Genomic DNA, 22,677 nt, shown 5'->3' with positions numbered 1-22,677 from the left:
AGGAAAAGGTTTCCGACCCGTGCGTCACCCCACGGGTCGGAATGGATTTAGCCTTCGACTTTGCGCAGATCCGCCACGCCAAGACAGGCATTGCGGATACGCGAAAGCAGGTTCAGACGGTTGCGGCGGACAACTTCATTGTCGCTATTGACCTGCACGGCCTCGAAAAAAGCATCAATCGGTGCCCGAAGCGCGGCCATGCCGCCCATGGCGGCTGCGAAATCTTCGGCCTCGATGGCCGAAGTGATCGCCCCTTCATGCGCATCCAGCGCCGCAAACAACGCTTTTTCGCTGTCGTCTTCCGCGTATTTCAGGTCCGCGCCAAAGCTATACTCGACGCCGTCTTTTTCTTCGGCCTGGGTCAGAATGTTGTTGGCCCGCTTAAAGCCCTGAAGCAGGTTTTCCCCATCTTCAGTGCCAAGGAACGTGCCCAACGCGGTTGCACGCTTTACCAGCAGGTTCAGATCATCATTGCCAGGCATCGCGATGCAAGCGTCGATCACGTCATGCCGCAGGCCCTGATCACGCAGATAGACCTTGAGGCGATCATGGAAGAACCCGAGAAGATCGCGCGATGTGTCAGGCACACGCGTTTCAAGTTCAAGCATATACTCGGTCAGGTCGCCGTCGATCGCGCCTTTGACTGTGCGGGCGACTGCGCCAAGAACACCGTGTTCGGCAATCTCTTTGCTGAGATCATCCAGCAGCACTTGCCCCATTTTTTCGTTATCGGTCTGGTGCGCTTCATGACGCAGCAACTGCGTGTCGCAATATCCGTCAAGCGGCAGGCGCAGGTCGTTTTCCAGAACCAGACGGATCACCCCAAGCGCCGCACGACGCAAGGCATAAGGGTCTTTGGATCCGGTCGGTTTCTCATCAATCGCCCAGAAACCTGTGAGGGTGTCGAGCTTGTCTGCAAGCGACACCGCAACTGACACAGGCGCGGACGGAACATCATCAGATGGCCCCAAAGGCGAGTAATGCTCTTCTGCGGCGGCAGCGACTTCTGCCGAAAATCCGGCTGCGGCGGCATAGTAGCGTCCCATCAAACCTTGCAGTTCTGGGAATTCGTACACCATTTCCGAGCTGAGGTCGGCTTTGGCAAAGCGAGCCGCCTTGCCGATCACAGCGGCATCTGCATCGACGACACCCGCGAGTTCACCGGCGAGCGTGGCAATCCGCTCGATCCGTGCGCCCTGTGTGCCCAGCTTATTGTGGAAGGTCACGTTTTCCAGACTGTCGAGCCACTCTTGTGCGCCGGTCTTGGCAACGCGGATGTCGTTCTCCCAGAAGAATTTCGCATCCGACAGGCGCGCAAACAGCACCTTTTGGTTTCCTGCAAGAATAGTTGCCCCATTGTCTTTGGTTTCGCGGTTGGCAACGGTGATGAACTTTTCGATCCGGTCGGTCCGTGGATTGCGCACCGAAAAGAACTTTTGGTGTTCTTTCATCGAGGTTTGCAGCACTTCCGGCGGCAGGCCAAGGAAATCGTCAGCAATGTCTCCCATCAGGACGACGGGCCATTCCACAAGACCTGACACCTCGGCCAGAAGCCCCTTATCTTCGACCACTTCCAACCCTTGGGCAAAGGCCATGTTGGTTGCATCGTTCCAGATATGTTCGGCGCGTTCAGCAGCGTTCAGCACCACATGGTCGCGTTTCAGCTTGGCTTCATAGTCTTCAAAACCCGATACCGCGAAACGGCCCGCCCCCATGAACCTGTGTCCTTCGGTGGTGTCACCGGACGCAAGCCCGTCGATATCCAGAGGCACAACACTGTGTCCGGTCTCATCTGTCAGAATGCACAGGATCGAATGCAACGGGCGCACCCAGCGCAACGCACCTGATCCCCAGCGCATCGATTTGGGCCAAGGGAAATTCCGGATCGTGTCTTCCAGAACTTCTGCGACGATCTCGGCGGCGGGACGGCCCGGCTTTTCAATCGTTGCGAAATATACGGGCCCTTTGGGGGTTTCACGTTCTTCCAGATCCTCGCGCGACACACCTGCGCCACGCAAAAAGCCTTCGATGGCCTTGTCAGGTGCGCCGACCTTTGGGCCTTTGCGTTCTTCACGCACAGTCGGGCTTTCGGCCAGCAGACCTTCCATCGCCAGGGTCAGGCGGCGCGGCGTCGAAAAGCCATGCGCCCCAGCATAGGTCAAACCCGCTGTGACCAAACCATCGGTGACACGTTTTTTCAGGTCCTCGGCTGCACGCGCTTGCATGCGGGCCGGGATTTCCTCGGAAAACAGTTCAATCAGAAGATCGGGCATCAGGAGGTCCTCAGAAGTTCACAATTGCCTGTATGACAATCGCGTTGGCGATATCCACAAAAAAGGCTGAAACCAAGGGCAAAACAACAAATGCAATGGGCGAAGGCCCGTATCTCTTGGTTACAGCGGTCATATTGGCGATGGCGGTCGGGGTCGCGCCCAGCGCAAACCCACCAAAGCCTGCGGCCAAAACGGCCGCGCGATAGCCGCGCCCCAAAACGGGGAACAGCACAAACGTTACAAATGCGACGGCAAACACGGTTTGTGCCGCAAGAATTACAAAAATGGGCAAGCCCAATCCCTGAAGAGAGGCGAAATCCAGTGTCATCAGGGAAATCGCCAGAAACGCGCCCAGACAAAAGTCCGAAATCACGGAAAGCGACGGTGTGCGCGCAATTGGCGGGGCTTTGGGAAACAGCGCCGGAACGATATTTCCGATCAGGATGCCCATAATCAAACATGGCACAAACAAGGGCAGCTTCAGGCCGGCCTCTTCGATCACTCCGGACAGGAGGTATCCGCCGACAATGGCGATGTTCAACGCCAACATCACCCGCATCAGGCTTATGTGTGTAATCGGGCTTTGATGTCCTTCTTTGTCGAAGGGCAGACCAACGGTGTGGGCCTCATCGGGGCGTCGTGGTGAGAGGTCATGGCGTTCGATCAGGTATTTGGCGACAGGGCCGCCAATCAAGGCCGCAATGACAAGACCAATCGTGGCAACGGCAACCCCAAGTTCGGCTGCGTTGTCCAATCCTGAGACTTCCGCAACATCGGGCGCCCATGCAATTGCAGTGCCGTGGCCCCCGATCAACGACGCCGACCCAAACAAGACCCCTGCCTGCATTGGGAAACCGAAAAGCATCGCGCCAACGACCCCGATCACATCCTGAATAACAATGGTCAGCACTGTCAGGATCAACAAAAGAACAAGCGGCTTGCCCCCTTCGAGCAGATCCGAAAGACGCGCGTTCAGACCGATGGACGCAAAAAACAACACCAGAAACAGATCACGGCTTTCCATTGCGAACTGGATCGGACGACCCGTAAAATAGGTGACCAACCCGAAAAAAGCCGCCGCGATCAAACCGCCTGTCACGGGTTCCGGTATGTTGAACTCGCGCAGAAACGCCACCTTCCGGGTCAGCCGTGCACCCAGAAGAAACACGGCAAACCCTAGAGTTGCCGTTAGCATGTCAGGAACGAAGAACGGGTTGTCCACGGTTTAGTATCCCGGTTTTGGGGGGCACCCTTCGGGGGTGGGTTCGCCGTTGAAGACCTTTTCGCCACAATGGTTGATCTGATGCCAGACATAACCGCGCCCATCCGGAAACACGGCGACGACCCGGTCTATGCCGTATTCGATGTTTTCCGTACCCATAAAGGCAAGGGCTTCGCCACGTTCCAGAGCATACCCGATTTCTTCGGCGTCAAAGCAAGAGAACCAATTGGGTGCAACAAGCGGCTCGGGCGTTTCAAACGCAACATAGGTCTCTTTCATCATCGACAGGGATTGGGTTGTGGTGAAACACGCCCGATACCGGATCGGAGAAGAGGTCGCGTTGATGGCTTCAAAACTATCGTACAAAATCGGCTCGGGCTGTTCTGTCACCAACAATGTCATTTCGACATCGTTCGTTCCTGTGGCCTCGATCGTTTCATAATAGTGGTAAACCTGCAGGTAATACATCGCCACGCCGGCGGCCAATCCAGTGATCACGATCGCCCCCGCAATTATTTTTCCAAGCATGATGCTGCCCCAAGTCCATTTGTATTGTTGCTGTTGCGAAACGAGGTAGGGCCACCCATAGTCACCGGCAACATTTGCCAGTATCGAGGACGCATCTCATGTCGGATGGTTTTGCCGTTTCCATGTTCGGCGCGCTTTTTGCCGTAATGAACCCGTTTGTTAATTTGCCGATTTTCCTGAGTTTGACCGAAGATCAAACCCGTTCGGACCAGCGCAAGACCGCAATTCAGGTGGTCATCTACACCGCAGCCTGCTGTGCCGTGGTCGCCGTTGGCGGTTCGGCGATCCTTAACTTTTTCGATATTTCGGTAGATGCCTTCCGCGTCGCAGGCGGACTGGTCTTGCTGCAAATCGGTTTTCACATGCTGAACGGGCGCGAAAGCCCGGCCCACCACGGCACCGAAAGCGAACAGGCCAATGTCACCGAAAGCGAGAGTATCGCCTTTTACCCCATGACCTTTCCGATGCTGGTTGGTCCGGGCACAATGACGACCCTGATCCTGTTTGCGCATAACGCCCAAGGGTCCACGGGCTGGGCGGCTTACGCCCTTTGTGTTGGGGCAGTCATTGCCATACTGGCGGTTGTCCTGTTCTTTGCAGGAGATATCGGACAATACCTGAGCCGCACCGCGCGCACGATCATGACCCGATTGATGGGCATGATCCTGGTGGCCATAGCCATCGGCATGGTCACAGCAGGCGCAAAGGTACTTTTGCCAGGTCTTGCCTGAGGCAGATATCACGCTGCATATCCTCCGGCGTCGGTCAGAACAAAGGCATCTGCACATTGTTTGGCCAAAGCCCGCACGCGGCCGATATAAGCCTGACGTTCGGTGACAGAGATCACGCCGCGCGCGTCCAGCAGGTTGAACAGGTGGCTGGCTTTGATGCACTGGTCATAAGCCGGATGCACCATGATGATCCGCTTGCCGGTCTTTGGATCGATATGCTCTTGGGACAGGATGCTTTCGCATTCTGCTTCGGCTTCTTCGAATTGCTTCAGCAACACATCGGTGTTGGCCACATCAAAGTTCCAGCGTGAATATTCCTGTTCGGTCTGCTGAAACACATCGCCATAGGACAGCGCGATAGGGCCCTGCGGATCGTTGAACGGCATTTCCATCACGTGGTCGACGCCAAGAACATACATGGCCAGACGCTCGAGCCCATAGGTCAGCTCTCCGGACACAGGATGGCAATCATGTCCACCGACCTGCTGGAAATAGGTGAACTGGCTGACTTCCATGCCGTCGCACCAGACTTCCCAACCGAGACCCCAAGCCCCAAGCGTGGGTGATTCCCAGTCGTCTTCGACAAAACGAATGTCGTGCAGGTCCATATCGATGCCAATCGCGGCAAGACTTCCCAGATACAGTTCCTGAAGGTTTGGCGGGCTGGGTTTGATCAACACCTGATACTGATAATAGTGCTGCAAACGGTTGGGGTTCTCGCCATAACGCCCGTCTGTTGGGCGCCGCGACGGCTGTACATAGGCCGCAGCCCAGGATTTGCTGCCCAAAGAGCGCAAGGTCGTCGCGGGGTGAAACGTACCCGCCCCTACTTCCATGTCGTAGGGTTGCATCACTGCACAGCCCTTTTCAGCCCAATAATTCTGAAGCCGCAGGATGATTTCCTGAAAGCTTCGAGGTTTGGTATCGGTGTCAGCCATAAGTTCTGCCCCTTGAAAACGCGCGTTTTACCTATGCCGACACAGGACCGGGGTCAATTGCGCCAAATCTCAAAATTGGGGTGCAACAGGCCTCAGACCTGATAAACATGGCAACACATGTGCGACTATCGGAAACGCAAAAGGATTTTTATGATTATGACGCGGCTTTTCTTGCCTGTGCTGTTTACCCTCATTTTCGGCCTTCGTGCGGCATTTGCCCAGCAAGATCAGGATGTGGTTTGGGTGCAAATCGAAGCGCAACCCAGCCTTGCCCAAGCAACAGAACAAATTAGGGAATATGGAACGCGCCTTGAAGATGTGAACGGTTTCACCCTTGGCGGTGGCTGGTATGGTGTGGCTCTCGGGCCTTATACCCGTGCAGATGCGGAAACCGTTCTGCGGGTGTATCGCAGCGAAGGTCTTATTCCCCGCGACAGCTATATTGCCCTGTCGACCACCTATAGATCACAATTCTGGCCGGTGGGTGAAAACCTTCTGGACCTGCCCTCGCCCGCGCAACCGGCGACGCCAGCAGCGCAAAATGAGGATGTGCCCAGTCTGCAACAACAGGCCGAAGCCGTCCCCGCCGTTCCGGACGAGACCCCCCGCGAGGCACGGGCAAGCGAAGCCTTGCTGTCACGCGAAGAACGCAAAGAGCTTCAAAGCTGGCTGCAATGGGCCGGATTTTACAGCGCGTCGATTGATGGCGCGTTTGGCCGCGGCACGCGCGCCTCGATGGCGGCGTGGCAACGTGCCAACGGGTTTGACGAAACCGGTGTGATGACCACATTGCAGCGCGATACACTGCGCCAACAGTTTTTTGCAGTTCTGGAAGGTATGAACCTTCAGCAAGAAACGAATTTCGCGGCTGGGATCGAAATGCTTATCCCGCGCGGTGTTGTGAAACAAGGGGCCACCGAATTTCCCTTTGTGCACTTTGAACCCACCGGAGATATTGCCGCCAAGGTGCTCATGATTTCGCAAGCGGGTGATCAAACCACGCTTTTTGGTCTTTATGACATCATGCAGACCCTTGAAATCGTGCCGTTGACGGGCGAACGCAGCCGCAAGAAGGATAGCTTTGTCCTGACGGGGGAAAACGCACGGATCGTTTCGCATACGGAAGCCACCCTGAAAGACGGCGAGATCAAGGGCTTTACCCTTGTGTGGCCAACAGGTGATGAAGAACGCCGCCAGCGCGTTTTGTCGGAGATGAAAGCATCTTTTAAACGTACCACAGGGGTTCTGGACCCCGCTGCTGGCAGCAACAGCGCCCAAAGCATAGATCTTCTGGCGGGGCTTGAGTTGCGCAAACCCAAGATGGCGCGTTCGGGATTTTTCATTGATACCAAAGGAACCGTGGTGACCACGTCCGAAGCGGTTCAAAGCTGTAGCAAGATCACCTTGGAAGGTGGGCACGAAGCCAGCGTCGTGATGAATGACGCCGCTTTGGGTCTGGCCGTCTTGCGCCCTGCAAAAAACCTCGCGCCGATGCGTGTAGCAAACCTGCGTCAGGGTGATGCGCGCCTGAAAAGCGATATCGCGGTTTCGGGCTATTCCTATGAAGGCGTTCTTGGGGCTCCGACCATGACATTTGGTCAATTGGCGGATGTGCGGGGACTGGATGGGGATGTCGCCCTTAAGCGCCTGAACCTGAAAGCCCTTGCCGGCGACGCGGGCGGTCCTGTTCTGGACAGTCAGGGCGGCGTCATCGGAATGCTGTTGCCCCGCGATGCAACCAATGCAAAATCGCTGCCTGAAAACGTGAACTTTGCTGCCGGCTCGGACGCCATCCGTCAGGCCTTGGAAACTGCAGGTGTCAATGTGCAGGGAGCATCCCCGTCGGCCACGCTGCTTCCCGAGGAGCTCACGCGGATCGGGACGGGTATGACCGTTCTGGTGAGTTGCTGGAACTAAGGCAACCATCACACAATAAAAAAGCCGGGGATTGTCCCCGGCTTTTTCTTTTACAGCGGGCTTGTCGCCATACAACATCCGCCCGCTTACTTGGCGGTCAGTTCAGGCGTCATATGGATCAGCGTGGGCCGGTCTGCCTTGAACGCCTCGAGAAGCGCGGCTTGCAGTTCATCCAGTGTTTTCGGGGCCTTCGCATGCGCGCCATATGCCTCGGCCAGCTTGCAGAAATCAGGGTTCTGGGCAATCACGGCATTGGGCGCGATCTGGCTGGCCACCATGCTGTCTTCGATCTCTTTCAGTTTGCCGTTGTCCCACAACAGTATCGGAAGCGGCAGCCCCAGCTCTACTGCGGTGCCGAATTCCTGAATGGTATACTGAAAGCCATAGTCACCCGCGATACAAACCGTGGGCAACCCAGCGCGTGCAACCGCGCCCCCGATCGATGCTGGCAAGGCATAGCCCAATGTGCCGAACCCCGAAGGGTGGTGCCAATGCCCCGCCCGCGGCATGTTCCAGACCTCTTTGGCGACATAGGCAAACTGGGTCATATCGGAATAAACCATGGCGTCTTCGGGCATGACGCTGGCCAATGCATCGCAGATCTCGACGATGCCGGGACGTTCGGCGTCTGTTTCCGCCTTGAAGCGCGCCTTTGCTGCAGAAATCTGATCTGCATCCCACTTTGCCGGAGTCTCATCCGGAAAATGAGAAAGCAGCTCTCCCAGAAACGCGATACCATCAGCATGAAAGACAATGTCTGCGCGGTGTTCGTCCGACAGGACCTCTGGGTCAATATCCACGCGTACAAATGTGCCAGTGTGCCCCAATTCGTTGCGCCACAAATCACATTCCGACAGTTCCGTGCCAATGGCGATCACCAAATCGGACTCGGCAATAAAACGTTCACTTTCGGGACGGCCGAGATAACAGCCAAAGCTCATGGGATCGTCAGCCTCCAGAAGCCCGCCCCCTGCATAGGTCGTAAATGCGGCGGCACCACAGCGGTGCATGGCCGCGCGAACGGTCTCTTCGTTGCCATGCCGGCCAACGCCGCCTCCAAAGATAAACAGCGGCTTTTGCGCGGCCAGAACTGTGGCGGCAAAACTTGACAAATCTCCGGGCGTTCTGCGCCCGGCCGTTTGTTTCGCACCAACAGCAACCGGCGCTTGCGGGGCCATCGCTCCCAAACGCGCAATCGGAACCTGCATGTGTTTGGGGCGTTTGCGCTGCGCCGCAAACTCGGTAAGCGCACGATCAACAAGTGTATATGCGGCCTCAGGGCTTTTTGCCTCATGGCTCCAATCACAAACCGTATCTGCGGCGGCTTCCTGATCCAGCATCTGATGCAACTGACCGCGTCGCGCTGCGGTCTCGTCAAGGCAGGATGAGATCGCCAGCACAGCAACCGAGTCGCTGTAGGCCTGTCCAAGCGGTGTAAGCGTGTTGAGCAATCCCGGACCTGTAATCACATAGCACACACCAAACCCGCCTGTGGCGCGGGCATAGCCGTCTGCCATGAAGCCGGCACCTTGTTCATGGCGGGCCAGCACGTGTTGAATGCCGGCCTCTTCAATGCCGCGATACATTTCAACGTTATGAACACCGGGGATACCAAAGATCGTATCAACGCCGCGCTGTTTCAGCATATGCGAAATCTGTGCACCCAGAGGGCGGACCGCCCCGTCCTGTTCTGCGGTTGTTGAAGTCATTTCAGGCTCTCCAGAATTGAGGGGTAAGGATGGCGTAAACCGCCAAAAGCTCGAGACGGCCAATCAGCATACCTGCGATCAGCAACCATTTTGCAGTGTCATTCAGCGTGGCAAAGTTTCCGGCGGGTCCAATGGTGTCGCCCAGTCCCGGTCCAATATTGGCCACCGCCGTTGCCGCACCGGACAAGGCCGTTACAAAGTCGAGACCGGTCAAAGCCAAGAGTACGGCCAGCACGCCCAAAGTCACCGTAAAGAACACGAAAAAGCTCATCACCGAGTTCAAGACATCTTCGCTGACACGTCGACCTTCATAGCGCACCGCAAAGATACCATTGGGGTTTCGGATACGGTTGATCTGTGCCCGAGTGGCCGAAAACAGCAATTGATAGCGGAAGATCTTGATCGAACAGGCCGTTGAACCCGCGCAGCCCCCGATCAGGCCGATGAAGAAGAACATGGTCACAAAGAAGCTGCCCCAGACCATATAATCAACGCTGGCATACCCTGTGCCCGAAATGATCGAGGTTACATTGAACAGGGCTTCGCGAAAGGACTGTTCCCAGCTTCTGGGAAACATATAGCCCAAGACGACGCTAAACAGGATAACCAGCACAACCAGCGTCATCAGGAAACCGCGCACCTGACTATCATGCCACAAGGCGCTGCTGTGGCCATTGACCAGCTGCACGTAACGCACAAAAGGCAAAGCCGCGAGGATCATGAACACCACTGCTGCATATTCCAACGGGCCCGAAAACGCACCAAATGAAGCGTCGTGATTGGAAAAACCGCCTGTCGCTACAGTGGTGAGCGCGTGGATCACCGCATCAAAAGCAGGCATCCCCATGATGAAATATGTGAGAAAACATGCCAGTGTGATGCCGACGTAAATGCCGGAAATCTGTTTTGAGATTTCGGTCGCCCGGGGCAAGATTTTGCCCATGGTATCGAAACCTTCGGATTTAAAGATTTGCATCCCCCCGACCCGCAATTCGGGCAAGAACACCATCGCAACAACAATAATCCCGATGCCGCCCAGCCATTGCAACATGGCGCGCCACAGGTTGAGGCCCATTGGAAGACCGTCCAGACCAGACAGAACCGTCGACCCCGTGGTGGTCAGGCCGGACATAGCTTCGAAGACGGCATCAACAAGCCTTGATTCGGTAGCCCCGAACAAAAAGGGCAAAGCGCCAAAAATCGGCAGGGCCAGCCAAACACCCGTCGTCAGCAAAAAGGTCTGTTGAAGTGTGAGCCCTTTGACCTTGGCAGTCTGGCAGGACAAGGCAACAAAGCCGCCAACAAGAAACGTCAGCAAAGCACTTTGCAGAAAAACGGAATGGTGGCCGTTCCCGTTCGCCAGATCGACGGCAAAGGGCAACAACATGGTCAGGCCAAGCATGGCCACCATCAGGCCAATCACGTATCCAACAGGGCGCATATCAAACATGATCGAAGCGTTGGCGCGGCCCCGAGCCGGTGTCAAGCTTTCAGCCGCGATTTGACCGCGGCAAGCGCGAGGGCAAACGCCCAATTCCCCAAATATTATTCAGAGCTTCTTGTTAGCCCCGTCGCCGGTCGATGCCTCGATTGGTCTAAAAACAGACCGCGCCGAATACCATACGAATTTTCTCGTTCGGGGGCGCGGTGTCTTAGGAACTGCCTAAAAGGTCGGCAAAAACAAAGGCCGGAATATCAGCGCGCGTCATGCCCATATAGGCCAGCTGGCAATCGCTTAAGGCGTCCAGCGCAAAGGCATCGTGAAGGCGCCTGCGTTTTTCTGTGCCGGCGTTAAAACCCATGCCCTGGGACACAAGAAACAGGTCCAGACGCTGAAGCAAGCGCCCGTCATGAAATTCGATGGTTGGTTCTGTCTTGCTCATTGGAAACCTCGTGCGTGATCCCACAAACGGGCGTTTTGGTTTCCTCCCACGCCCCGATGATAGAGCACAATGAACTTAACGCGGGTAAAATTTAGTTGAGCAAACGCGCGTTGTGTCCTTTTGGCAGCAACCGCTTTTGATCCATTAGCCCACGTGGAACAGCGTATTAAACAGTTTGGGGTCCAGACTGGTGGATGCAAACAAGGGGCCATCTGTCAGCACGGACACTGCGTCGTGGCTGTGCAAACTTTCCTGATGGCTTGCAATCACGCGGAAATCTCCGATGCGCGGGTCCGCCTTAAGTTGTTCACAAAACAGGCGCGCCGCATCTTCGACAAAGATGGGATTGGCCGCATTCAGCTCGGCAAATGCCTGTTCGTCTTCCCGCTTTACCATAACTTGCGTTTCGGTTGGCACTGCCGCACGGGCCATTTCGATCAGATCTTCGAACCAAAGACAGTCGCCCTCTACAACCTCAACGGAAATCCGTGCCACTGATCTTTGGGAATGGGGAGTCGCCAACTGACCGCGCGATTGGCGGGCATGCTCGCTCAACTCGAGCGAACAGGGGCACGTTGAAGAGTACACAAAGTCGAGGTGTATTATTTTGTGCAGAACGCCGTTCTGCTGAACTTTTTCTAAAGCGATGTCATAGTATTGATAGCCGGACAGCCCCGACCGCAGCGAATCGATCCGCATCGGGTAAGAGAAACGCATCTGCAGCCGCGCATCCAGACTCTCAAGATCGGTCACATAGTCCGCAAGCGCGGCCTCCATGACTTCGAAGCTGAATGTCTTCTCTGCATGCCGGTAAAAGGACCGCATGATGCGGGACATGTTGATGCCTTTCTTCTCGGCATCAAGGCTCACGGTTCCGGTCACGCTGGTTTGCAGCGTGATATCGTCGCCTTCGCGAATGTGAAATTTGATCGGCAGGCGGAAATTGGAAATGCCCACGTGCTGAATCAGCTGTTTTTCACCGCGAATGAGGCTCGATGGTCCGTTTTGCAAATCTGGCAGGCTTGCATGGTATTCCGGTGTGATCTCGAAATCGGACGGGTATTCCCGGCTCAGGTCAGGATAATTTGCCAAGGGTTGGTCAGGCAGCAACCGGGCGATGGCGGGGTCCAGTTCGGCAATCTCTGTTGGCGTCGCTTTTGACGCCCATGCACGCAGCGCCGCCAAGGCGCGTTTGGCCTCCAAGCGGTCGTTGATCTCAGATGTCTCTGGCGAGTGAATGTTCATGCGTTTCCAGCCTTTCGCGTCTTGCGACCCACTTAACTTAATGTATCGGGTTCGGAATTGCCAATTTCGAAAGGGTATACGTCGGAAACGACGTATCGGATCAGAGTTTAGGGAAGTTTTTCAAGGATAAGGGCTCTGAATGCCAACATGGTCAAAGGCCCGCCGCCCGCAGACCCCAAGGTTTCGCGCATCTTTCGCAGAGTAAAATCACGACAAATCTTGATTATGTCCGCAATAAATTCGGCGTCCGGCCCCCACAAAAGGCGCCGGAAAACCGAGAATGTCAGTGCATCATGCCAACTCAAGCTGATTCGAGGGCTTTCAGCAAATCCGCGATGAGATCATCCGCGTCTTCCAGACCCACAGAAAAACGCACGAGGCCGGGAGTGATGCCCAACTCGGCCTTTTGCTCGTCAGGCAAACGCTGATGAGTGGTCGTTGCCGGATGCGTACAAATCGACTTGGCATCGCCGAGGTTGTTGGAAATCACGGCCACTTCCATCGCGTTCAGGAACCGGAAGGCCGCTTCCTGGCCTCCTTTCAGGTCCAGAGACACAACGGTGCCGCCCTTTCCGCCCAGCTGACGCTGTACAAGATCGTTTTGCGCATGCGTTTTCAGGCCGGGATAGATCATGCGCTCAAGCTTTGGATGCCCGTCCAGCGCCTCGGCCAGCTTCAATGCGCTCACGGCTTGGGCCCGAACACGCAGATCAATGGTTTCCAAACCTTTGAGCATGACCCACGCATTGAACGGAGACATGCTTCCGCCTGTATGCTTCATGTACGGTTCAACTGTGCCGCGGATGAACTCTTTGGTGCCAAGGATCACACCGCCAAGCGTCCGACCCTGACCGTCGATGTGTTTTGTAGCCGAATAGATCACCACATCGGCGCCCTGTTCGATCGCATTGGAAAACACCGGGGTCGAAAACACGTTGTCGATCACAACAAGCGCCCCAACTGCGTGGGCAATTTCCGACACGGCCTTGATATCAATCACTTCAAGCGTCGGGTTCGACATGGATTCGAAGAACACCAGCTTGGTATCTTCGCGCACTGCGGCCTGCCACGCGGCGAGATCAACACCATCCACCAAAGTCACTTCGACACCGAAACGGGTCAGGATATCTTCAAGAATATAAAGACATGAGCCGAACAGGGCGCGCGCCGCAACCACGTGATCGCCGGCCTTGAGCATTGAGGTCAGCGCCCCGTTGACAGCCGCCATACCAGAGGCCGTTGCAAATGCATCTTCCGCGCCTTCCAGAAGCGCAATCCGGTCTTCGAACATCGCTACAGTCGGATTGCCGTAACGTGCATAAATAAACTCGTCATCGCCCGCCTGTACAAAGCGTGCTTCGGCCTGTTCCGCGTTGTCATAGACAAAGCCTTGGGTCAGAAAGATAGACTCGCTGACTTCGTTGTATTGGCTGCGTCGAATGCCGCCGTGGACAAGGTTGGTGCGTGTTTTCCAATTGCTCATCGCGTCCTCCTTGGGCCAGTCGCCCAAACTAAAAAAACCCCGATCGGCCAAGCGAACAGGGGTCTCCTTCGTCCTGACCTCTTTAGCGGCATATTTTACGTGGCCCGCAATCCGGTAAACAAATCGCCACGGGCCGCTCTTTAAGTCAGCAAGGCGTGGCAGGTCAACACCGTCACGGTGATGTAACCGCAGTTTCATCCAAAATACGCAAACATTCGGAATACCGCACACTAGATATTGTGGGGAACCGACCATGCCAGTCATACGGATCAACGCCGAAGGAGATATCCCCGTCTTACATGGCGGGCATCGATCGCTTGCCCCGACACTCACCCATGCGCTCACGCAAAACGGGCCGGTCGTGGTCATGATCCACGGCTACAGCTTTCTGCCATATGATCGTATCCATTGCCCGCACAGGCACATTTTTTCTGGTGCCGACCACCTTGCCAACCCCAAGGCGCTCAGCTGGCCAAAGAACCTCGGGTTTGGCACCGGCTCTCCTGATGAAGGGCTTGCCATCGCTTTCGGCTGGCACGCCAGAGGCACTTTATGGGCAGCCCGAGAAACGTCCAGAAGCGCGGCACGGGCCTTGGCGCGGGTCATTGAGATGGTGCGCGACCAAGCCCCGGAAAAACCTGTCCATATCGTGGCACATTCGCTTGGGGCGCATCTCGCCCTGACCGCCCTGACATTTTTGCAAACGCATGATGTCAGCCGGGTTTTGGTAATGAACGCAGCCACGCATCAAAGCCACGCTCATCAGGCGCTTGCAACGGAGGCCGGGAAAACCTGCGAACTGTTCAACATCGTCAGCCATGAAAACGCCGTCTATGATTTTCTGTTCGAAAGCTGCGTGCCGGCATCCACCCGCGTGGACCGGTCTTTGGGCCGCGGATTCACCGCGGCGAATGCACTGACCACGCGTCTGGACCACATTTCGGTTCTAGAGGCACTAAACCATCAAGGGTATCCCATCGCCCGCCCAAAGCATTGGTACTGTCACTGGTCTACATATTTGCGACCCGGCGTGTTTCCCTTTTATCAGGCGCTTTTGCGCACGCCCGATCGGTTGCCGTTGCACCACCTTCGGCGTCTGTTTGATGAAGCTGAAAACGCGCCTTCGGTGTCTCGACGCGGTCTCGGGCGCTTCAACCTCTTGCCCATCTTTGCGAAACAGGCATCATGAGCGCAACATAACCGGAGCGCGACATGATCGACTTGTATTTTTGGCCCACCCCCAACGGGTGGAAAATCTCAATTGCCCTTGAAGAAATGGCCCTGAGTTATAACACTCACCTCGTGAATATTGGCGCTGGAGATCAGTTCGCCCCGGATTTCCTCAAGATCGCCCCGAATAACCGCATGCCCGCCATCGTTGATCACGACGGGCCGGACAATGCGCCGATCTCGGTTTTTGAATCCGGCGCCATTCTCCAATACCTCGCGCGAAAAACCGGCCAGTTCGGGGGAACGACAGAGCGCGAACGGGTCGCTGTAGAAGAATGGTTGATGTGGCAAATGGGCGGGCTTGGTCCCATGGCCGGACAGGCACACCATTTCCTGAAATATGCCCCTGCCATGGATCCCCCCAACGATCTTCCCTATGCCAAAGACCGCTATCGGAACGAGGTTGCCCGCCTTTACGGTGTGCTTGACCGGCAACTGGCCAAAAACGAATTTGTTGCCGGAGATTTCTATTCCATTGCCGATATGTCGATCTGGGGATGGGCATCGCTTTGGGAAGGCCAACAACAAACAATGGATGACAAACCCAACTTGTCGCGTTGGCTTGAGCAAATGGGCACACGCGACGCAGTGGTGCGCGGTCGTGCGCTGCATGCGGAAAAGCGTGGTGATTTCCGACAGGACAAAGACGCGCAATCCGTCCTGTTCAAGCGCGACTGATATGTGACCTGAACGGGTTAGAAAGCCAGATAACGTGAAAAGGGCGGTGATCACCCCGCCCTTTTCACATGAACACTCTCAAACCCAATGAATGGATGGGGGCTGCGATCAGTCTTTTTTTTCTTCAAGGGCGTATTTCTGAAAGATACTGCCTTGGGTCATAAAGAACACGAAGATCGCGGCCGACAAACCGAAGGTCTTGAAATACACCCATGTGTCCGTGCTTTGCGTGCGCCAGATCACCTCGTTCAAGACAGCCAGCAGGATAAAGAACCCGGTCAAACGGCGGGTCAGGATCATCCAACCTTCTTGCTGAAGGGGCAGCATCTCTTCCATGACGTATTTCAGGTAAGATTGCCCGCGCAGCAGACCGACACCCAAGGCGCCGCCAAACAACAAATAGATCATCGTTGGTTTCATCTTGAAGAACCTGTCGTCATTCAACCAGACAGACAGACCGCCAAACAAAACAACAAGCACCAGCGTCGCGATCTGCATCTTGGACAGGTGCCCTGTCAGCTTCCACAAGATACCGGTCGACACCATCATCAGCGGAATAAACCCGGCCGTGACCACGATGAACCCGTCATAAGGGGTGCCACCGATCAAAAAGGTTTCTTCCCGCAGCTTCAGATAGGCCGCGAAAAACACGATTACGGGTCCAAGTTCCAATGCCATTTTCAGCATCGGGTTGATCTTCTTTGCGTCGCTCATGATTTTCCTGTGCCTATCCTGTCTGGCGTTCTGTTCTACTTGGCGCAATCAGCCGCCCAATTCAACCAGCACCGCACCAACCGCAATCAACGACATGAGCGCGATACGGCGCGGCCCGACCGTTTCGCGCAAAACCAACCACCCGATCACGGCAGCAAACACCGGCGAGGTTTCGCGTAGAACGGCGGCTTCTCCCACTTTGCCCAGCCGCGTCGCCAACATGACCGACCCAAAGCTGCCCCATGCCACCAGAGCCCCGATCACGCCGCGCCACAGCAGCGGTTGCAAAGGCGGGCGATGCGTCATGTTTTTCCAGCGCAGCGCGGCAATAATGGGAAAGTCGATTGCAGTGACAAAGAAAAACCAAGCCAAAAATGTGAACGGGTTCGGCGTGGCACGAATGCCGTAAGCATCATACGTGGTATAGATCGCCACCAAGGCCCCTGTTCCCACGGCCAGCCACAGGGCCGGGATCAAGGTCTCCCGGCCGGTTTCGATGAAAATCATATTATAGACGGCCAGCCCGAATATGCCCGCCAGCAAAATAGCAATGCCGAACCACTGCATCGGGGCAAAGCTCTCGCCAAAGATCAGCCATGCACCGATGACGGTAAAAAGCGGCCCCGTGCCGCGCACGACGGGATAGACAACAGTGAACGCGCCGCGCGAATAGGCCAACGCCATGCCCACTTTGTAAACGAAATGAATGACAATCGCGCCCAGAAGAATGAACCAGACATTCCCCTCGGGCCAAGGAACCAGAAACAAGGCGACGGGCATCGAGAGAAAGAACAACGCGGCATCAATCGCTCCGCGCGACAACCACGGATCATGACGCCCTTTTTGAAGCGCGCCGAAAACAGCGTGCAGAAACGCCGCCAAAAGAGCCAGCATAAGCGCAAGCTGTTCGCCGGCCGGAGTGCCTTCTATCGCGGCGAACCATTCGCTCATGTCGAAATCTTTGCCCCGCGGCTTGTAGGTGTGTCAGTCTGCCCAAAGCGTCTGTTACAAACGACACCAGGCCCTGTGGCACCCCCAAAGGCACCGGAAATTTGGTTTAATCTTGCTTTACACCTGTCAGAGCCGCAGCAAATTCTTCGGGATCGAACGGGGCAAGATCGTCAATCTGCTCTCCTACACCGATGGCATGGATGGGCAAACCGAACTTATCCGCCAAAGAAACGAGGATACCGCCCTTGGCCGTGCCATCCAGTTTGGTCATGACAAGCCCCGAGACATCCGCGAGTTTCTGGAAGGTTTCCACCTGATTGACCGCGTTCTGACCGGTTGTTGCATCGAGAACCAGCAATGTATTATGCGGCGCGGTCTCATCTTTCTTGCGAATGACACGCACAATTTTGGAGAGTTCTTCCATCAGATCCGCGCGGTTTTGCAACCGTCCTGCGGTATCAATCAAAAGAAGGTCTGCCCCGTCTTCCTGAGCTTTGGTCATGGCATCAAAGGCAAGGCTTGCAGGATCGGACCCTTCCGGAGCCGTCAAGACAGGCACGCCTGCGCGATCCCCCCAAACCTGAAGCTGTTCAACGGCCGCAGCCCGAAACGTATCACCGGCGGCAATAACCACTTTTTTACCGGCAGATTTAAACTGGCTGGCCAATTTACCAATGGTTGTGGTTTTGCCCGATCCATTCACCCCAACCACAAGAACCACCTGCGGAGTGGTGGGATACAAAGGCAACGGTTTGGCCACCGGCTCCATCACGCGCGCAATTTCCGTGGCGAGAATCTGTTTGATTTCTTGCGTCGACAAACGTTTGCCAAAACGGCCTTCTGCAATATTGGCTGTGACGCGCAGGGCGGTATCGACCCCCATGTCCGAGGCAATCAACAACTCTTCGAGTTGTTCAAGCATGTCGTCGTCCAGCACGCGTTTGACGACTGGTTGCGCGCTGCTGCGCCCTGTCAAACGGGCAAGAAAGCCGGGTTTCGCCTCGGACGCCGGTGCGACCTCTTCCAAAGAAGCAGGTTCCGGTGCGGAAACAGGGGTTTCTTCGGCAACATCTGGCGTCGAAACCTCGACCTCTGGCTCTTGAGCCGCAGGTTCTGGTGCCGGTTCTGGTACAGACTCAAGCTCTGGTTCGGGCGCTGGAGGTGTGGCTGTCGCAGCCGGTGCATCCTCCGTTGGTGTCGAAGGCGTTTTTTCCGGCGACGGTGCCTCGGCCATCACCTCTTCGCCACCATCCTCGATGATCGCGTCGAGCCCCTCTTCGAGCTTGGACGATGATTTAAACAGCCGATCTTTGAGCTTTGAAAAAAACGCCATTGGGGCCTCCGGAAAAATGTCTCTCCCCACCTAATGGGGATTTGTCAGATTTGAAAGAGCGGGCGCGCAAAGCCGGCCCCGACAAGGATGGCACATTGACCCAGTGCATAAAGCCCCCAAAGCGCAACCGAGGCAGGCACCTGCCAGCCCGAGGTCTCTTTCATGCGAAAAAGCTGGATCGACAAGATCGTATCCGACGCCATAAATGCAAAGGCCCCGAGAACCGCGATGTCACGCTCGTCAAGGGACAAGGCACTCAGCCCCATTCCGCAAATGAGCAAGACATAAACCCGGACAGGTGCCCTCATCTTTTCGGTGTGCGGGATGAGCCAGAACTCGGTCGACACTGCAAAAGCAACGATCACCAGGGCCGCAATTGGGGAAACAAGAGAAAGATCCCCGATCTGAAAAAAATGTACGATGTAGAGAAGATGCGCCGTCGCGAACGCAACCAAACCCACCAAAAAGGGTTTCTCGCCATCTCGTGACAATGCGATGTCGCCTACCGCAGAAAGGACAAGCCCGCCCACAACCAAAGGTGCCGCAAAATTGGCAAACCCTGCCACAGCAAATGCCAACAACGGCACCGCCTTGATCAAGGTTTTCAGCTTGCTTGGTCCGCGATAACAAAAAGCTGCGCCATACAAAGCCGAAAACACCAACCCAACGACGATGCAAGTGTACATCGTTGATTGCCGCAGCGCGATTTCTTCAAGAACGGTCATGTGAGCACAGCTTCCCTTTTTTCGGACAGGCTAGCCCAGCGCGGGCGATCTGTCTTCAATGCCGTCGCGGACCCACGAGCATAAAGCCCACCTCGAGGCACAGGCCAACCCTCGTGTTTCAAACGAAAACGCCCCGACAATTTGCCGGGGCGCTGTCACCTTGACGAGGTCTTGCGTCAGACTTCTTCAGGGAAATGCTTGATGGTCATGCGGATCGGGTTTGGCGCAGCCTGCCCCAGACCACAGATCGATGCATCCACCATTGTCTGGCTCAACTCTTCCAGCAGGTCTTGGTCCCATGTGTCGGCCTGCATCAGCTTGACCGCTTTCTCACAGCCGACACGGCATGGCGTACATTGGCCACAGCTTTCATCCTCGAAGAACCGCAGCATGTTCAAGGCAGCCTCTTTGGCGCTGTCTTTTTCCGACAGGACCACAACCGCAGCCGACCCGATAAAGGTGCCATGAGGCTGCAAAGTATCAAAGTCCAACGGCACATCGCTCATTGAGGCCGGCAACAGACCAGACGACGGTCCGCCGGGTTGATAGGCTTTGAACACATGTCCCTCTGCCATACCGCCAGCGGCCTCAATGATGTCGGTGATCGTTGATCCCGCAGGCAAAAGAAATACGCCCGGATTTGCGACGCGACCGGAAACCGAATAGTTTCTCAACCCCTTGCGACCGTTCTTTTCGACCGAATTCATGACTTCGGGGCCAACACGGCACACGCGGGCCACCCAATAGAGGGTTTCCACGTTGTGCACCAATGTGGGCTGGCCGAAGATACCAACCTGAGCCACAAACGGAGGACGGTGGCGCGGCTCGCCGCGTTTGCCCTCGATTGACTCGATCATCGCGCTTTCTTCGCCACAGATATAGGCCCCTGCACCACGACGAAGGTCGATATAGCCGGGTTCGACAATACCCGCTTTTTCGAGGGCGGCAATCTCGCGACGCAACAGTTCAAGGACCGCAGGGTATTCGTCACGCATATAGATAAAGGCTTTGTCGGCCTCTACCGCCCATGCACTGATCAACATCCCTTCAAGGAACATGTGGGGTTCACGTTCAAGGTGATGCCGGTCTTTGAAAGTTCCGGGTTCGCCTTCGTCGCCATTCACCGCCACATAACGTGGCCCGGCGTTCGCACGCACAAAGCCCCATTTGGTGCCAGACGGGAAACCTGCGCCGCCCAGACCACGAAGTCCGGCTTCTTTGATCTTGGCCTGAACCTCTTCCCAGTTTCCATTCGCGCGCAGTTCTTTCAGCTTGCGATATCCACCGTCGGCCACATATTCGGCATACCCCTGATAGTCGGGGATGACGGCATGGGTCTCACCGGCATGAATGGCCGCCAACACCTTTTCCGGTGTGGCGTGGTCAATGTGTTTGTGCCCCAACTCGAGCGTGGGAGCCGTATCGCAACGGCCCATGCAGGGCGCCCGAAGAACACGCACCTCGGTCGGGTCAAGCCCGTCCTCAAGCGCCTTCTTCAACTCTTGCGCACCAGCTAGTTCACACGACAGGGAATCACACACCCGAATGGTCAACGCCGGCGGAGGTGTCTCGCCTTCTTTGACGACATCAAAATGCGCATAGAAGCTGGCAACTTCATATACTTCGGCCTGTCCGGTCCGCATCTCTTCGGCCAAGGCACGGATGTGTGCGGCCGACAAATGACCATATGCATCCTGGATCAAATGTAGAAATTCGATCAACAGGTCCCGGTTGCGGGGGCGATCACCCAGCAATTCGAGCACTTCCGCGTGTGCTGTATCATCCAGCTGGCGCCCTTTGGGGGTTTTGCGGCCTTTGCCCTTGCCAGATTTCCAGATGCCTTTTTTCGAATCGTCCAGTGCCATCCTTGGTTCCTTCATCTTGATTCAGGTCGGAAAATAGCCTTTTGTCGGGGCTGGTAGGGATACCAAAAGCGACATGCATACGTCCGTATGCGTTCTCTTGAAGTTTCTGCCGTTTGACTTCTGATTTGCGCGCGTTCCCATTTGATGGGAAACAAGGCTTCACACAGGCAAGGCCGCTTATGCTCTGGTTCTCGATCGCCACGCTTCTTCCAGTCGCTTTCCTGACTCTGGCGGGTCTGTTCGGCGGGATTTTCTGCGCCGTTGCCGTGCTATATCAAACCGTTTTTGTTTACGTCATGGACCGGCTGGTGCACGGGGCTGCCGCCCGTCGAGGCCAAGACGGTGAATTCCCTGTGGGTCAAGGCCTTGCCGTGTTTCTGGGATTGGCGCATCTCGCCCTGATCTGGATCGCCGTTTATGCCATAGGCGGCCCTAGCGGACTGTCGTGGCTGGAACGGATCGCCTGTTTTATCGCGTTTGGTTTGTTCTTTGGACAGGTCAGCAACGCAAACGCGCATGAATTGATCCATAAACAGGCCCGTTTTCCAAGGCGGCTGGGCATTTTGGTCTATGTCTCTTTGCTGTTCGGGCATCATGCTTCTGCCCACCCGAAAGTACACCACATCTGGGTGGCCAGCGACCGCGACCCCAACAGCCCCGCGTTGAATGAAAGCTTCTATCACTTCTGGCCCCGTGCTTGGATCGGATCCTTCCGTGCGGGTCTTGAGGCAGAAAACCGCATGCGGGCCAATGCGCATTCCCCGACATCGGTTTTGAGCCACCCCTATCTTGCGTATGTTTCAGGCGCTGCTGCCATGATTATCGTCGCAGCAGTTTTTTGGGGAACGGGCGGTGTTCTGGCTCTTGTCGCACTCACGGGATATGCCCAGATGCAGCTGCTGGTCTCGGACTATGTTCAGCACTACGGGCTGCGCCGGACACTTCGCGACAACGGCAAGCTAGAGCCTGTCGGCCCACAACACAGTTGGAATACACCACATTTCTATAGTTCCGCCCTGATGTTGAACGCCCCACGGCATTCGGACCATCACATGCATCCCCTGCGAAGCTATCCTTCGTTAAGACTGGATGAACAGACAATGCCAACCCTGCCGCGTTCATTGCCGGTGATGGGAACACTTGCGCTTTTCCCTCACTTCTGGCGCCGTGTTATGAACCCGAGGGTCGCAGCCCTTGAGAAACCCGCGCAATAAACCTTGGCAGGATGCGCCTCGTTCTGGCAGGCTGGGCT

The 22,677-nt window shown here is 55.9% G+C and carries 19 protein-coding genes and 1 riboswitch; of the genes, 5 read left to right on the top strand and 14 right to left on the bottom strand.

The features are described 5' to 3' along the window. Positions 1 to 47: 47 nt before the first annotated feature. The 3 genes from glyS to PH7735_RS03055 are packed head-to-tail and all read right to left on the bottom strand — an operon-like array spanning position 48 to position 4,023. Positions 48 to 2,273 carry a glycine--tRNA ligase subunit beta gene (gene glyS / locus PH7735_RS03065; protein WP_058309843.1) on the bottom strand — a complete coding sequence of 742 codons (2,226 nt, stop codon included), beginning with the start codon at positions 2,271 to 2,273 and terminating at the stop codon, positions 48 to 50. 10 nt (positions 2,274 to 2,283) lie between these two features. After that, a complete protein-coding gene (gltS, locus tag PH7735_RS03060) occupies positions 2,284 to 3,495 on the bottom strand; it encodes a sodium/glutamate symporter (protein ID WP_370737383.1) in 1,212 nt (403 codons plus the stop codon). Between the two features lie 3 nt (positions 3,496 to 3,498). After that, positions 3,499 to 4,023, bottom strand: coding sequence for a DUF6446 family protein (locus PH7735_RS03055; protein ID WP_058309841.1), 525 nt, complete (start codon positions 4,021 to 4,023; stop codon positions 3,499 to 3,501). A 98-nt stretch (positions 4,024 to 4,121) separates the two neighbouring features. Between PH7735_RS03055 and PH7735_RS03050 the strand changes: the two genes are divergently transcribed. Further along, on the top strand, positions 4,122 to 4,754 hold the full coding sequence (locus PH7735_RS03050) for a MarC family protein (protein ID WP_058309840.1): 633 nt from the start codon (positions 4,122 to 4,124) through the stop codon (positions 4,752 to 4,754). Positions 4,755 to 4,762: 8 nt separating this feature from the next. Here PH7735_RS03050 and PH7735_RS03045 read toward each other — a convergent pair whose 3' ends face one another. Next, positions 4,763 to 5,692: a glycine--tRNA ligase subunit alpha gene (locus PH7735_RS03045; RefSeq protein WP_058309839.1), complete on the bottom strand. Its 930-nt coding sequence runs from the start codon at positions 5,690 to 5,692 to the stop codon at positions 4,763 to 4,765. A 156-nt stretch (positions 5,693 to 5,848) separates the two neighbouring features. Here PH7735_RS03045 and PH7735_RS03040 point away from each other — a divergent pair, with 156 nt between their 5' ends. Further along, the gene (locus tag PH7735_RS03040) at positions 5,849 to 7,609 is read left to right on the top strand and encodes a serine protease (protein ID WP_058311118.1); all 1,761 of its coding nucleotides are present in this window, start codon (positions 5,849 to 5,851) and stop codon (positions 7,607 to 7,609) included. An 86-nt stretch (positions 7,610 to 7,695) separates the two neighbouring features. On the opposite strand, the gene PH7735_RS03035 is transcribed toward PH7735_RS03040, so the two are convergent. From PH7735_RS03035 to metZ, 5 genes are all read right to left on the bottom strand, one after another. Further along, positions 7,696 to 9,318, bottom strand: a complete 1,623-nt coding sequence (locus PH7735_RS03035) for a thiamine pyrophosphate-binding protein (RefSeq protein WP_082645112.1) — start codon at positions 9,316 to 9,318, stop codon at positions 7,696 to 7,698. A 1-nt stretch (position 9,319) separates the two neighbouring features. Further along, positions 9,320 to 10,768, bottom strand: a complete 1,449-nt coding sequence (locus PH7735_RS03030) for a TrkH family potassium uptake protein (protein ID WP_058311116.1) — start codon at positions 10,766 to 10,768, stop codon at positions 9,320 to 9,322. 202 nt (positions 10,769 to 10,970) lie between these two features. After that, positions 10,971 to 11,201 (bottom strand): hypothetical protein, encoded by a 231-nt coding sequence (locus tag PH7735_RS03025; protein ID WP_058309838.1) that lies wholly within the window; start codon positions 11,199 to 11,201, stop codon positions 10,971 to 10,973. A 144-nt stretch (positions 11,202 to 11,345) separates the two neighbouring features. Further along, positions 11,346 to 12,446, bottom strand: coding sequence for a GTP cyclohydrolase FolE2 (gene folE2 / locus PH7735_RS03020; protein ID WP_058309837.1), 1,101 nt, complete (start codon positions 12,444 to 12,446; stop codon positions 11,346 to 11,348). Between the two features lie 301 nt (positions 12,447 to 12,747). After that, positions 12,748 to 13,929, bottom strand: a complete 1,182-nt coding sequence (metZ, locus tag PH7735_RS03010) for an O-succinylhomoserine sulfhydrylase (protein ID WP_058309835.1) — start codon at positions 13,927 to 13,929, stop codon at positions 12,748 to 12,750. A 61-nt stretch (positions 13,930 to 13,990) separates the two neighbouring features. Beyond that, positions 13,991 to 14,069, bottom strand: a riboswitch (SAM riboswitch). A gap of 113 nt (positions 14,070 to 14,182) precedes the next feature. On the opposite strand from metZ, the gene PH7735_RS03005 reads away from it, so the two are divergent. Then, positions 14,183 to 15,118 carry an alpha/beta hydrolase gene (locus tag PH7735_RS03005; protein WP_058309834.1) on the top strand — a complete coding sequence of 312 codons (936 nt, stop codon included), beginning with the start codon at positions 14,183 to 14,185 and terminating at the stop codon, positions 15,116 to 15,118. Between the two features lie 23 nt (positions 15,119 to 15,141). Next, a complete protein-coding gene (locus tag PH7735_RS03000) occupies positions 15,142 to 15,837 on the top strand; it encodes a glutathione S-transferase N-terminal domain-containing protein (protein ID WP_058309833.1) in 696 nt (231 codons plus the stop codon). Between the two features lie 108 nt (positions 15,838 to 15,945). On the opposite strand, the gene PH7735_RS02995 is transcribed toward PH7735_RS03000, so the two are convergent. The 5 genes from PH7735_RS02995 to PH7735_RS02975 all read right to left on the bottom strand — a co-directional run bounded on the left by PH7735_RS02995 (position 15,946) and on the right by PH7735_RS02975 (position 21,425). Next, the gene (locus tag PH7735_RS02995) at positions 15,946 to 16,551 is read right to left on the bottom strand and encodes an inner membrane-spanning protein YciB (protein WP_058309832.1); all 606 of its coding nucleotides are present in this window, start codon (positions 16,549 to 16,551) and stop codon (positions 15,946 to 15,948) included. Positions 16,552 to 16,599: 48 nt separating this feature from the next. Next, positions 16,600 to 17,502, bottom strand: a complete 903-nt coding sequence (locus tag PH7735_RS02990) for a DMT family transporter (protein WP_058309831.1) — start codon at positions 17,500 to 17,502, stop codon at positions 16,600 to 16,602. 106 nt (positions 17,503 to 17,608) lie between these two features. Continuing rightward, positions 17,609 to 18,835 (bottom strand): signal recognition particle-docking protein FtsY, encoded by a 1,227-nt coding sequence (gene ftsY / locus PH7735_RS02985; protein ID WP_058309830.1) that lies wholly within the window; start codon positions 18,833 to 18,835, stop codon positions 17,609 to 17,611. Between the two features lie 44 nt (positions 18,836 to 18,879). After that, on the bottom strand, positions 18,880 to 19,560 hold the full coding sequence (locus tag PH7735_RS02980; protein WP_058309829.1) for a lysoplasmalogenase: 681 nt from the start codon (positions 19,558 to 19,560) through the stop codon (positions 18,880 to 18,882). Between the two features lie 176 nt (positions 19,561 to 19,736). Next, complete coding sequence (locus PH7735_RS02975; protein ID WP_058309828.1) at positions 19,737 to 21,425, bottom strand: NAD(P)H-dependent oxidoreductase subunit E; 1,689 nt, start codon at positions 21,423 to 21,425, stop codon at positions 19,737 to 19,739. A 179-nt stretch (positions 21,426 to 21,604) separates the two neighbouring features. Here PH7735_RS02975 and PH7735_RS02970 point away from each other — a divergent pair, with 179 nt between their 5' ends. Continuing rightward, a complete protein-coding gene (locus tag PH7735_RS02970) occupies positions 21,605 to 22,639 on the top strand; it encodes an alkane 1-monooxygenase (RefSeq protein WP_058309827.1) in 1,035 nt (344 codons plus the stop codon). Positions 22,640 to 22,677: the final 38 nt, after the last annotated feature.

This window comes from Shimia thalassica, from assembly GCF_001458215.1.
Lineage (GTDB): Bacteria > Pseudomonadota > Alphaproteobacteria > Rhodobacterales > Rhodobacteraceae > Shimia > Shimia thalassica.
The sequence above is the reverse complement of the archived record's forward strand: the minus strand, read 5'-3'. Positions and strand labels throughout refer to the sequence as shown.